Below are 12,069 nucleotides of genomic sequence, written 5' to 3'. Positions count from 1 at the left end.
TAGCCGCCCATCGCCACGAGCAGCTCGCGGAAGCCGGCGAAGGCCTCGTGCACGGCGCGCTCCGCGGTCTTGCCCCCGGCGATCCGCGCCTTGACGTCGGAGAACACACCACATGACAACGACGTCAGCGACGTCGACGCGCGGTGGAGCGCGCGTCCACGTCCAGCGCTTCGGCACCTTCCTCTCGGGAATGGTCATGCCGAACATCGCGGCCTTCATCGCCTGGGGCTTCATCACGGCCCTCTTCATCCAGACCGGATGGCTCCCCCTCCTCGGCATCGACGCCACCTGGGTCCAGCAGTTCGGCGGCTGGAGCACGGATCCCGACGTGGTCAACACCGGCCTCGTCGCCCCGATGATCACCTACCTCCTCCCGCTCCTCATCGCGAACACCGGCGGCCGCATGGTCTACGGCGCCCGCGGAGGCGTGGTCGGCACCATCGCGACCATGGGCGTCATCGTCGGCGCCGGCATCCCGATGTTCATCGGCGCCATGATCATGGGCCCGCTGTCGGCGTGGCTCATGAAGAAGGTCGACTCGATCTGGGACGGCAAGATCAAGCCCGGCTTCGAGATGCTGGTCAACAACTTCTCCGCCGGAATCCTCGGCCTCCTCCTCGCGCTCCTCGCCTTCGCGGGCGTCGCGCCGCTCGTGGTCGGCCTCTCGACCGCCCTCGGTGCGGGCGTGGAGTTCCTGGTCAACGCGGGCCTGCTCCCGCTGACCTCGCTCTTCATCGAGCCGGCGAAGATCCTCTTCCTGAACAACGCCATCAACCACGGCATCCTCACGCCGCTGGGCGTCCAGCAGGCGGAGGAGGCGGGCAAGTCCTACCTCTTCCTCCTCGAGGCCAACCCCGGCCCCGGCATGGGCGTGCTCCTGGCCTTCGCGTTCTTCGGCGTCGGCGCGGCCCGCGCCTCCGCTCCCGGTGCGGCGATCATCCACTTCATCGGCGGCATCCACGAGATCTACTTCCCGTACGTGCTGATGAAGCCTGCGCTGCTCGCGGCCGTCATCCTCGGCGGTGCGACCGGTGTCGCGACGAACGTCGCGTTCAACTCCGGCCTCCGCGCCCCCGCCTCGCCCGGCTCGATCATCGCGGTGCTCCTGCAGACCGCGAACGACAGCTTCCTCGGCGTCATCCTCTCGGTGATCCTCGCGACCGCCGTGTCGTTCCTGGTGGCCTCGGTCATCATCCGGTCCGGCCGCAAGCGCGACCTGGCCGCGGAGCAGGAGGGCGACGACAAGCTCGCCGCCGCCGTCGCCGCCAACGAGGCGAACAAGGGCAAGGAGAGCGCCGTCGGCTCGCTCATCAACGCCCGCGGCGCCAACGCTCCGCAGGACTCGGCCGGCGCCTCGACCACGGGGGCCACGGCCACCGCGACCCAGGTCCGGAACATCGTCTTCGCCTGCGACGCCGGCATGGGCTCGTCCGCGATGGGCGCCTCGGTGCTGCGGAACAAGATGAAGAAGGCGGGCTTCGAGGACGTCACGGTCACCAACAAGGCGATCGCCGCTCTCGAGGACGACGTGGACCTGGTCATCACCCAGGCCGAGCTCACGGAGCGCGCCCGCCAGCGCACCCCGGGCGCCATCCACGTCTCCGTGGACAACTTCATGAACAGCCCGAAGTACGACGAGGTCGTCTCGCTGGTCGCGGAGCAGCACGGCAAGTAGTACGCCAACCATTCGGAGGGAACCCGTAGGGTGCGACAGAGCGGACACGCTCCGCTCGCCCCTGCGGGTTCCCTCGCTGTCAGCACCTCCACGGAAGGACGCACCCCATGAGCGACGTGCTCACCATCGGACAGATCGACGCCTCCGGCACCGCCACCACGAAGGAGGCCGCCATCAAGGAGGCCGCCGACATGCTGGTCGGCGTCGGCGCGGTCACCCCCGCCTACTACGAGGCCATGCTCGCCCGCGAGGCGACCGTCTCGACCTACATGGGCAACCTGCTCGCCATCCCGCACGGCACCAACGACGCGAAGGACGAGATCCGCTCCTCCGCCCTCTCGTTCGTGCGCTATGCGCAGCCGATCGACTGGGACGGCAACGAGGTGCGCTTCGTCGTCGGCATCGCCGGCGTCGACAACGAGCACCTCGAGATCCTCTCCAAGATCGCGATCATCTTCTCGGAGGAGGACGAGGTGCAGAAGCTCCTCGACGCCCCGGACGCGCAGTCGCTCTACAGCCTGCTGGGCGAGGTCAACTCCTGATGCCCACCGCCGTCCACTTCGGCGCCGGCAACATCGGCCGCGGCTTCGTCGGCCTGATCCTGCACGGCGCCGGCTACGAGCTCGTCTTCGCCGACGTCAACTCCGAGCTGATCGGCCGCCTCGCCGCCGCCGACAGCTACGAGGTGCATGAGGTGGGGGAGGAGGCGGCCACGCACGTCGTCGACCGCTTCCGCGCGATCGACTCGGCCGCCGACGAGGAGGCGCTCGTCCGCGAGATCGCCGCCGCCGACATCGTCACCACGGCCGTCGGCCCGAACATCCTGCGCTTCGTCGCCCCCGTGATCGCGAAGGGCCTCGCCGCCCGCGACGAGTCGGCGCCGCGGCTGGCGGTCATGGCCTGCGAGAACGCGATCAACGCCACGCGCCTCCTGCAGACCGAGGTCGCCGCGAACCTCGGCGCGGACGAGTGGGAGCGCCTGCGCACCCGCGCCGTCTTCGCCGACACCGCGGTGGACCGCATCGTCCCGAACCAGGACCCGGGCCAGGGCCTGGACGTGACAGTGGAGAGCTTCTTCGAGTGGGTCGTCGACCGCACTCCGTTCGAGGGCACCGAGCCGGAGATCCCGGGCGCGACCTGGGTCGACGACCTCGAGCCCTTCATCGAGCGGAAGCTCTTCACGGTGAACACCGGCCACGCGACGGCCGCCTACACCGGCTTCGCGGTCGGAGCGCACAAGCTCTCCGACGCGCTGGCGATGCCCGAGGTGCACGACGCGGTCAAGGCCGCGCTCGAGGACACCAAGGCGCTCATCGTTGCCAAGCACGGCTTCAGCGACGAGGAGCAGCAGGCCTACCTCGAGAAGACGCTGAAGCGCTTCGCCAACCCGTACCTGACCGACACGGTCGACCGGGTGGGACGCCAGCCGCTGCGGAAGCTGTCGCGGCACGAGCGCTTCATCGGACCGGCGGCCGAGCTCGCCGAGCGCGGGCGCACGCCGGAGGGCCTGCTCGCCGCGATCGGCGCCGCGCTGCGCTTCGACGTGCCCGAGGACCCCCAGAGCGTGGAGCTCCACGAGAAGCTGACCGCGCTCAGCCCGGAGGAGTTCGTGGCGGAGGTCACCGGCCTCACGGCCGAGCATCCGCTCTTCGACCGGGTCGTGGCGGTCGTCCGCGGCTAGTCCCGTGGCCGCACGGCGGCGAACGACGACGAGGTCCCCTGCTTCCGGCGGGGGACCTCGTCGTCTGCGGCGGCTCGGGTGGAGCGCTAGAACAGCCGCCAGCGGGTGAGCGGCCAGGCCACGGCGAAGACGCGTCCGGTGACCCTGTCGATCGGCACGGTCTTCACGCACGTGTCGATCGGCCCGCCGGCGCCGCGGCACTCGCCGAGCGAGTCGTTGGAGTTCGACCGGTGGTCGCCCAGGACGAAGAGGGATCCCTCGGGGACGGTGTACTCGTCGAAGCAGCGGAGGGACGCGGGGCTCGTCGTGCAGTCGAGGGTCCCGGGGGTGAAGGGGAAGTCCTCGAACACGTAGGACTCGTCCAGCGGCTTCCCGTCGACCAGCACGTGCCCGTCGGCATCGCAGCAGGAGACGGTGTGGCCCCCCTCGGCGATCAGCCTCTTGACGAGGAACTCCTCGTGGGAGGGGCCGATGCTGGTGACGTCGCCGAACGTCTTCACGATCTCGGAGAGGGGGCTGCCGGCCTCGTCGCTCGCGCCCCAGTCGGCGTCGCGCGAGAAGACGACGATCTGGCCCTCCTCCGGCCCGCCCTGAAGGGCGAGGGTGCGGTCGACCAGGATGCGGTCGCCGAAGAATCCGCCGCCCTGGAGGGTGTTCTCCATCGAGCCGGTCGGCACCGTGTACACCTTCACGAAGAAGGTCTGCACCAGGGCGATGACCGCGATCGCCGCCAGGATCGTCACCACCGGGTGCGAGTACCAGCTCCGCCTCGCGGTCGCAGACCTCGTCGTGCGCGCCATGTGCTCTCCCTCCGGCTCGACGGAGCCAGCCTAGGCGGCGGCGGACGCAGGGCCGGGCAGGGGGCGCGCGTCGGGCGCGGAGACGGAGGAGGGGGCGACACGCCCGAGGTGGCGGAGCGGCCGCGATTCGCGTAGTATCGACCCTTGGTGTTTTGCGCGTGCTCCGGCATGCCCGCGAACCCCGATCCGGGCTCTCGCCCGGTGGTGGCTCGTCGCGGAAACATTCGCACGACCAGTACACACACTACTTCCGAACGACAGTGAGGCTATGGCCAAAAAAGACGGTGTCATCGAAATCGAAGGTGCGGTTGTCGAGGCGCTCCCCAACGCGATGTTCCGCGTGGAGCTGACCAACGGACACAAAGTTCTCGCCCATATCTCGGGCAAGATGCGTCAGCACTACATCCGGATCCTCCCCGAGGACCGGGTGATCGTGGAGCTGAGCCCCTACGACCTGACCCGCGGCCGGATCGTCTACCGCTACAAGTAGACGTTCGCTCCGCTGACGTTCGCGACGTGCGTGTCCTGTAAGGAACGGCCCCGGCATCCGCCGGGAGCACGACGCCAGCGAAAACAAGGACAAGAACAATGAAGGTCAACCCCAGCGTCAAGCGCATCTGCGACCACTGCAAGATCATCCGCCGCCACGGCAACGTGATGGTCATCTGCAGCAGCAACCCCCGCCACAAGCAGCGCCAGGGCTAGTCCCGCTGCTTCCGCGAGGGAGCGCAGGGGCGGCGTGCCGCCCCCACTGCACAACTGAACACACCCGCAGCACCAGAAATCGCGCAGCACCCCGGCGACCCCGGGGTGGACGGCGAGGACACCTTCGGTCGGAGGCCGAGGCACCGGTGCTGCTTCACACCTCCACTCACTCACAGGAGAAGCCACAATGGCACGTCTGGCAGGAGTAGACATCCCGCGCGAGAAGCGCGTGGAGGTCGCACTGACCTACATCTACGGTGTCGGCCGCACTCGCGCGCTCAAGACCCTGAGCGACACCGGGATCGACGGCAACATCCGCGTCAAGGACCTCAGCGACGACCAGCTCGTCTCGCTCCGCGACTACATCGAGGGCAACTACAAGGTGGAGGGCGACCTCCGCCGCGAGGTCGCCGCCGACATCCGCCGCAAGGTCGAGATCGGCTCGTACGAGGGCCTCCGCCACCGTCGCGGCCTCCCGGTCCGTGGACAGCGCACCAAGACGAACGCGCGCACCCGCAAGGGACCCAAGCGCACCGTCGCCGGCAAGAAGAAGGCCGGCCGCAAGTAACGCGGGCGACACGGACCTAGAGGAGATACAGAATTGGCTACCCCCAAGTCGGCCGCGCGCAAGCCGCGCCGCAAGGAGAAGAAGAACATCGCTGTGGGCCAGGCCCACATCAAGTCGACGTTCAACAACACCATCGTCTCGATCACCGACCCCTCCGGGGCCGTCATCAGCTGGGCCTCGTCCGGTGGAGTCGGCTTCAAGGGCTCGCGCAAGTCGACGCCGTTCGCCGCCCAGCTCGCCGCCGAGTCGGCCGCGCGCCAGGCTCAGGAGCACGGCATGAAGAAGGTGGACGTCTTCGTGAAGGGCCCCGGCTCGGGTCGTGAGACCGCGATCCGCTCGCTCCAGGCCGCAGGCCTCGAGGTCGGCTCGATCAACGACGTCACCCCGCAGGCGCACAACGGCTGCCGCCCGCCCAAGCGTCGTCGCGTCTAAGCAGCACTCGCAGCCGTCGGCCGGCCGCGCGAACCGCCTCCGGGCGGGGAGTGCGGCCGGCCGGCGGATCGCGCATTTCTTTCACAACTCCACACCTCGCAAACGCACGTGTCATATAGCGGACACGTGATCGAAAGGAATCATCAGTGCTTATCGCACAGCGTCCGACGCTCACCGAGGAGAACATCTCGGAGTTCCGTTCCCGCTTCGTCATCGAGCCCCTCGAGCCCGGCTTCGGCTACACGCTCGGCAACTCGCTGCGTCGCACCCTGCTGTCCTCCATCCCCGGCGCCGCTGTCACCAGCATCCGGATCGACGGAGTCCTGCACGAGTTCACGACCGTCCCGGGCGTCCGCGAGGACGTCACCGAGATCATCCTGAACATCAAGGGACTCGTCGTCTCCTCCGAGCACGACGAGCCGATCACCGCCTACCTGCGCAAGCAGGGAGCCGGCCAGGTCACCGCCGCGGACATCTCGGCTCCGGCCGGTGTCGAGATCCACAACCCGGAGCTCGTCATCGCCACGCTGAACGACAAGGCGAAGTTCGAGCTCGAGCTCACGATCGAGCGCGGCCGCGGCTACGTCTCGGCGACCCAGAACCGCAGCGAGTTCTCCGAGGCCGGCCAGATCCCGGTCGACTCGATCTACTCGCCCGTGCTGAAGGTCACCTACCGCGTCGAGGCCACCCGTGCCGGCGAGCGCACCGACTTCGACCGCCTGGTCGTGGACGTGGAGACGAAGGCCGCGATCTCGCCGCGCGACGCCATCGCCTCCGCCGGACGCACGCTGACCGAGCTGTTCGGTCTCGCCCGCGAGCTGAACAACGCGGCCGAGGGCATCGAGATCGGCCCCGCGCCGGTCGACGCGGTCCTCTCGACCGAGCTGTCCATGCCCATCGAGGACCTCGACCTCTCGGTGCGCAGCTACAACTGCCTCAAGCGCGAGGGCATCAACAACGTCAATGAGCTCGTCGCCCTCTCGGAGACGCAGCTCATGAACATCCGCAACTTCGGTCAGAAGTCGGTGGATGAGGTCAAGGAGAAGCTGACGGAGCTCGGCCTGTCGCTCAAGGACTCGGTCCCCGGGTTCGACGGCGCCCACTTCTACAGCTACGACGACGAGAGCATCTAGGTCCTCCGCTCCGGAGCCCCGGCTCCTCGCGTCCGACCTGCTGACACCCCTTTAGTACTGGAGTAAACCCATGCCCAAGCCCACCAAGGGCCCCCGCCTCGGAGGCGGACCCGCACACGAGCGCCTCCTGCTGGCGAACCTGGCCGCGGCCCTGTTCACGCACAAGAGCATCAAGACGACCGAGACCAAGGCCAAGCGCCTTCGTCCGCTCGCCGAGCGCCTGGTGACCTTCGCCAAGCGCGGCGACCTGCACGCCCGCCGTCGCGTCCTCGCGACGATCGGCGACAAGTCGGTCGTCCACGAGCTCTTCACCGAGATCGCTCCGCTCGTCGCCGAGCGCGAGGGCGGCTACACCCGCATCACCAAGATCGGCCCCCGCAAGGGAGACAACGCGCCCATGGCCGTGATCGAGCTCGTCCTCGAGCCCGTCACGCCCAAGGCGAAGAAGTCGCGCACCGCCACGGCGCCCGTGTCCGCTCCGGTGGACGAGGCCCCCGCCGAGGAGACCACTGCCGAGGAGACCCCCGTCGAGGAGGCGCCCGTGCAGGACGCTCCCGTCGAGGACGCCGCGCAGGACGCTCCTGTCGAGGAGACCGGCGCGACCAAGTAGTCACGCCCCCTCTGCCGAGAGCCCTCCGTCCCCTCCGGGGCGGGGGGCTCTCGTCGTTCCACGGGGCCGAGTGGCGCGAATCGTCGCTTACGATGGCACGGCTGCGCTCGTCGGGTGCGGCCGCGTCACGACCGGCGCTCCCGGGGTCCGCCCCGACGATCCTCGGAGGACTCCTGTGCGACTGCGCTCCTCGGCCGCTGCGGCGCTCCTCGCCCTGGCACTCGCGGCCGGAGTGAGCGGCTGCGCCTCCGGCGAGGTGATCGACGTGCCGGAGTCGGCGGGCCTCGCGAGCACGACCCCGGTGCCGTCGGCCGCACCGACCGTGTCCTCCGTGCCGTCGAGCGAGGGTGTGGACTGCGCGACCGCTCTCCCCGCCTCCCTCGTCGAGCAGGAGGCCGGCCTGACGGCGGGCACCGTGTCGATCACCGCCGCGGGAGACACGTGCTCCTACGCCGTCGACGGCGGCGACCCGGTCGTCGTGCTGACGCTGCACCGCGGGCCCCTCGTCGAGACCTTCACCGGTGCGGGCGAGGCGCTCGGCGCCGTGCCGGTCTCGCTGGGCACGGCCGCCTACTGGGTGCAGGGCATCGCCTCCGCCCCCTCCGAGCTGGCCGTGCTCGCAGGCGGCTGGGAGGCGCGGATCGTCTCCTCGGTCGGCGAGCAGTCGACGCTGGTCGGCTGGGCGGTCTCGGCCCTGGCGACCGTCGACGTCCCGCTCGCGGTCGCCTGAGCCGCGACCACGGCGCGCTCTAGACTCGTCTGATGCTCCACCGCGTCCGCCTCGACCTGGCCTACGACGGCTCGCACTTCTCCGGCTGGGCCAAGCAGCCCGGCCTCCGCACAGTGCAGGGGGTGCTCGAGGAGTCGCTCGCCCTGGTGCTGCGCTCCGAGCAGCACCCGACCGTGACGGTCGCCGGGCGCACCGACGTCGGCGTGCACGCCAGCGCCCAGGTCGCCCACGTCGACCTCACCCCCGAGCAGTGGGGCCGCATCAGCAGCGGCAGGCGCCGACCGGGGGAGGAGCCGTTCCCGCCCGCGTCGATCCTGGAGCGGCGGCTCCGCGGGATCCTCGGGCAGTACACCGACGTCTCGGTGCACCGGGTGACGGAGGCGCCGGAGGGGTTCGACGCGCGGTTCTCGGCGCGCTGGCGGCGGTACGAGTACCGGCTGGCCGACGCCTCCTCGATGCGCCACCCGCTCGACCGCACGTACACCACCTGGATCACCGACTCCCTCGACCTCGACGCGATGACGGCCGCGGCCCGCTCGCTCCTGGGCCTTCACGACTACGCGTCGTTCTGCCGTGCCCGCGCAGGGGCCACCACCATCCGGAGCCTGCTCGACTTCACCTGGGAGCGCGACGCCGACGGAGTCCTGCACGCCCACCTGCGCGCGGACGCCTTCTGCCACAGCATGGTGCGGGCCCTCGTGGGGGCGTGCGTGGCGGTCGGCGCCGGGAAGCTCGAGGCGGGGGCGGTCCCGCTGCTCCGGGACGCCGCCCGACGGACCAACGCGTTCGCGGTGATGCCGGCCCGCGGCCTCATCCTCCGCGAGGTCGACTACCCCGAGGACGACGCGCTCGCCGAGCGGGCCCTGCTCACCCGGGCGAAGCGCACCGTGCGGACCGAGGGGCCGGACCCAGAGGACTCGGAGTGAGGCGAGGGCGCGCGACCGCGCCCCGCGACCCGTGGCGGCCCGGGCCGCACCTCCCGCCGCCGGAGCCCCTGCCGCCACGATCCGTGCTTGGCCGCACGGGGGCTTTGCTGTAATGTCGACCCTTGGTGTTTTCGGCCGTGTGCCGAGCGCCCGAAGTTGAGCCCTCCACCGGATCGGTTCGGCCCCCTCGCGGGTCGAACGGCCACGGAGCGGGATCCACGAACACCTCACTCCGACCAGAAAGCAGCACTCACGTGACTCGCACTTTTTCTCCGAAGCCGGCTGACGTCCAGCACGACTGGATCGTCATCGACGCGTCCGACGTCGTGCTCGGCCGTCTCGCCACCCACGCCGCGGCGCTCCTGCGCGGCAAGCACAAGGCCACCTTCGCGCCGCACATGGACATGGGCGACTTCGTCATCATCGTCAACGCGGAGAAGGTCGCCCTCACCGGCCAGAAGCTCCTCCAGAAGAAGGCCTACCGCCACTCCGGCTACCCGGGCGGCCTCTCGGCCACCACGTACGCCGAGCTCCTCGAGAAGAACCCGGTCCGCGCCGTCGAGAAGGCCATCCGCGGCATGCTCCCCAAGAACTCCCTCGGCCGCGCCCAGCTGCGCAAGCTGAAGGTCTACACGGGATCCGAGCACCCCCACGCGGCCCAGCAGCCGCAGGCGTACGCCTTCACCCAGGTCGCCCAGTAGGCTCCGGCCCTCCCCGACACCCCAGACTTCGAAGACAAAGGATCACCTACACCGTGGCGAAGATCGCAGACCAGATCGACGTGGCTCCCGAGAGCTACTCCACCGAAAGCCCGGCCACCGAGGCGTCCACGACGCCCCGCGCCGTCCTCAACGTCTCCGGCGCAGCCGTGGGCCGACGCAAGCAGGCCATCGCCCGCGTGCGCCTCGTCCCCGGCAACGGCGGCATGACCGTCAACGCCCGCGAGTTCGCGGAGTACTTCCCCAACAAGCTGCACCAGCAGTTGATCACCGACCCCTTCAAGGTGCTCGACCTGATCGGCTCCTACGACGTGGTCGCCAAGATCACCGGCGGCGGCCCCTCCGGCCAGGCCGGCGCGCTGCGCCTCGCCATCGCCCGTGCTCTCAACGAGATCGACCGCGAGAACAACCGCGCGATCCTGAAGAAGGCGGGCTTCCTGACCCGCGACGCCCGCGTCATCGAGCGCAAGAAGGCCGGTCTCAAGAAGGCCCGCAAGGCGTCCCAGTTCTCGAAGCGCTAGTCGACGCGGCCTGACGGCCGCACGACCAGCAGCTCGAGAAGGGACTGCGCACCATGCCGCGCCTGTTCGGAACAGACGGCGTCCGTGGCCTCGCTAATCGCGAGGTCACGGCCGACCTGGCTCTCGGCCTCGCCCAGGCGGCCGCCCGTGTACTCGGAGCGGCCGCCCGGGCCGAGGGCCGTCGGCCCGTCGCCGTGCTCGCCCGCGACCCCCGCATCTCCGGTCAGTTCATCGGAGCCGCGGTCGCGGCGGGTCTCGCGAGCGCGGGAGTCGACGTGCTCGACGCCGGCGTCATCCCGACGCCCGCCACCGCCTACCTCATCGCCGACGAGAACGCCGACTTCGGCGTGATGATCTCGGCCTCGCACAACCCCGCCGCCGACAACGGCATCAAGTTCTTCGCCGCCGGCGGACGCAAGCTCCCGGACGAGCTCGAGAACCGCATCGAAGCGGCCCTCGGAGTCCCCCCGCTCACGCCGACAGGAGCCGACGTCGGCCGCATCACCCGCTTCTCCGACGCGGAGGACCGCTACGTCCTCCACCTGCTCGGATCCCTCGAGGGCACCCGTCTCGACGGCCTGCACGTGGTCATCGACTGCGCGCACGGCGCCGCCGCCGGCATCTCGCCCCAGGTGTTCACCGACGCCGGAGCGACCGTCACCGTCATCGGCAACGACCCCGACGGCCTCAACATCAACGACGGAGTCGGCTCCACCCACCTCGACAACGTCGCCGACGCCGTCCGCGCGGCCGGCGCCGACATCGGCATCGCCCACGACGGCGACGCCGACCGCTGCCTCGCGGTGGACGCCGAGGGCCGCATCGTCGACGGCGACCAGATCATGGCGATCCTCGCGACAGCCATGGCCCGCCGCGACGCCCTCCGCGACGACGTCCTCGTGGCCACCGTCATGAGCAACCTCGGCCTCAAGCTCGCCATGCGCGACGCCGGCATCCGCGTCATCGAGACCGCGGTCGGCGACCGCTACGTCCTCGAGGCGATGAACGACGGCGGCTACTCGCTCGGCGGGGAGCAGTCCGGCCACGTCATCATGAGCCGCTACGCCACCACCGGCGACGGCGTGCTCACCGGCCTCCAGCTCGCGGCCGAGATGGCCCGGACCGGACGCACGATCGCCGACCTGGCCGCCGTCATGTCCGTCTTCCCGCAGACCCTCCTCAACGTGCGCGGCGTCGACCGCGAGGGCGTCCGCGACGACGAGGTCATCGCCTCCGCCGTCGCCGACGCCACCGCCGAGCTCGGCAGCGACGGCCGCGTGCTCCTGCGCCCCTCCGGCACGGAGCCGATGGTGCGCGTCATGGTCGAGGCGAAGACGCAGGAGACGGCCGACCGCCTCGCCGAATCGCTCGCCGCGGTCGTGCTCGAGCGGCTGCGTTCTTAAGGAGCCGCTCCCTGCGCGGCTCCTCGCGGTCGGCTTGGGGAGGTGGTCGCGATGGGTGGAGCGGGGTGCGTTCGCCGCGGGTGAATCGCTTGGCACGCGATTCCCACGACGGCTCGTGGGTTGGGCCGCTCCCTGCGCGGCTCCTCGCGGTCGGCCTGGAGAGGTG

General features: G+C 70.2%; 15 protein-coding genes. 14 read left to right on the top strand and 1 reads right to left on the bottom strand.

What is annotated here, in order from left to right:
* Positions 1-112: 112 nt before the first annotated feature.
* The 3 genes from C5C63_RS16210 (at position 113) to C5C63_RS16200 (ending at position 3,356) form a co-directional block, all read left to right on the top strand.
* A complete protein-coding gene (locus C5C63_RS16210) occupies positions 113-1,675 on the top strand; it encodes a PTS mannitol transporter subunit IICB (RefSeq protein WP_104296039.1) in 1,563 nt (520 codons plus the stop codon).
* Between the two features lie 107 nt (positions 1,676-1,782).
* Positions 1,783-2,217, top strand: coding sequence for a PTS sugar transporter subunit IIA (locus tag C5C63_RS16205; RefSeq protein ID WP_104224996.1), 435 nt, complete (start codon positions 1,783-1,785; stop codon positions 2,215-2,217).
* The gene (locus tag C5C63_RS16200; protein WP_104326428.1) at positions 2,217-3,356 is read left to right on the top strand and encodes a mannitol-1-phosphate 5-dehydrogenase; all 1,140 of its coding nucleotides are present in this window, start codon (positions 2,217-2,219) and stop codon (positions 3,354-3,356) included. The genes C5C63_RS16205 and C5C63_RS16200 overlap by 1 nt, the downstream gene beginning before the upstream one ends.
* Positions 3,357-3,442: 86 nt before the next feature.
* Here the strand turns inward: C5C63_RS16200 and lepB are convergent, their stop codons facing one another.
* Positions 3,443-4,156: a signal peptidase I gene (lepB, locus tag C5C63_RS16195; RefSeq protein WP_104251134.1), complete on the bottom strand. Its 714-nt coding sequence runs from the start codon at positions 4,154-4,156 to the stop codon at positions 3,443-3,445.
* Positions 4,157-4,424: 268 nt separating this feature from the next.
* On the opposite strand from lepB, the gene infA reads away from it, so the two are divergent.
* The 11 genes from infA to glmM all read left to right on the top strand — a co-directional run bounded on the left by infA (position 4,425) and on the right by glmM (position 11,903).
* On the top strand, positions 4,425-4,646 hold the full coding sequence (gene infA / locus C5C63_RS16190; RefSeq protein WP_022883252.1) for a translation initiation factor IF-1: 222 nt from the start codon (positions 4,425-4,427) through the stop codon (positions 4,644-4,646).
* A 98-nt stretch (positions 4,647-4,744) separates the two neighbouring features.
* Complete coding sequence (gene rpmJ, locus C5C63_RS16185; protein WP_055787164.1) at positions 4,745-4,861, top strand: 50S ribosomal protein L36; 117 nt, start codon at positions 4,745-4,747, stop codon at positions 4,859-4,861.
* A 187-nt stretch (positions 4,862-5,048) separates the two neighbouring features.
* Positions 5,049-5,429, top strand: a complete 381-nt coding sequence (rpsM, locus tag C5C63_RS16180) for a 30S ribosomal protein S13 (RefSeq protein WP_068251511.1) — start codon at positions 5,049-5,051, stop codon at positions 5,427-5,429.
* Between the two features lie 33 nt (positions 5,430-5,462).
* Positions 5,463-5,861 (top strand): 30S ribosomal protein S11, encoded by a 399-nt coding sequence (gene rpsK, locus C5C63_RS16175; protein WP_055787170.1) that lies wholly within the window; start codon positions 5,463-5,465, stop codon positions 5,859-5,861.
* A gap of 146 nt (positions 5,862-6,007) precedes the next feature.
* Complete coding sequence (locus C5C63_RS16170; protein WP_104224999.1) at positions 6,008-6,994, top strand: DNA-directed RNA polymerase subunit alpha; 987 nt, start codon at positions 6,008-6,010, stop codon at positions 6,992-6,994.
* 70 nt (positions 6,995-7,064) lie between these two features.
* Complete coding sequence (rplQ, locus tag C5C63_RS16165; RefSeq protein ID WP_104225000.1) at positions 7,065-7,604, top strand: 50S ribosomal protein L17; 540 nt, start codon at positions 7,065-7,067, stop codon at positions 7,602-7,604.
* 175 nt (positions 7,605-7,779) lie between these two features.
* Entirely contained in the window at positions 7,780-8,334 is a 555-nt protein-coding gene (locus tag C5C63_RS16160; protein ID WP_104292483.1) for a hypothetical protein, read from the top strand.
* Between the two features lie 32 nt (positions 8,335-8,366).
* Positions 8,367-9,260, top strand: a complete 894-nt coding sequence (locus C5C63_RS16155) for a tRNA pseudouridine(38-40) synthase TruA (protein ID WP_104238770.1) — start codon at positions 8,367-8,369, stop codon at positions 9,258-9,260.
* A gap of 254 nt (positions 9,261-9,514) precedes the next feature.
* Positions 9,515-9,961 (top strand): 50S ribosomal protein L13, encoded by a 447-nt coding sequence (gene rplM, locus C5C63_RS16150; RefSeq protein ID WP_104225003.1) that lies wholly within the window; start codon positions 9,515-9,517, stop codon positions 9,959-9,961.
* A 53-nt stretch (positions 9,962-10,014) separates the two neighbouring features.
* Complete coding sequence (rpsI, locus tag C5C63_RS16145; protein ID WP_104225004.1) at positions 10,015-10,500, top strand: 30S ribosomal protein S9; 486 nt, start codon at positions 10,015-10,017, stop codon at positions 10,498-10,500.
* A gap of 53 nt (positions 10,501-10,553) precedes the next feature.
* Entirely contained in the window at positions 10,554-11,903 is a 1,350-nt protein-coding gene (gene glmM / locus C5C63_RS16140) for a phosphoglucosamine mutase (protein ID WP_104326427.1), read from the top strand.
* Positions 11,904-12,069 lie beyond the last annotated feature (166 nt).

Source organism: Rathayibacter sp. AY1B8, from assembly GCF_002932775.1.
In the GTDB taxonomy this organism is placed as follows: domain Bacteria; phylum Actinomycetota; class Actinomycetes; order Actinomycetales; family Microbacteriaceae; genus Rathayibacter.
The sequence above is the reverse complement of the archived record's forward strand: the minus strand, read 5'-3'. Positions and strand labels throughout refer to the sequence as shown.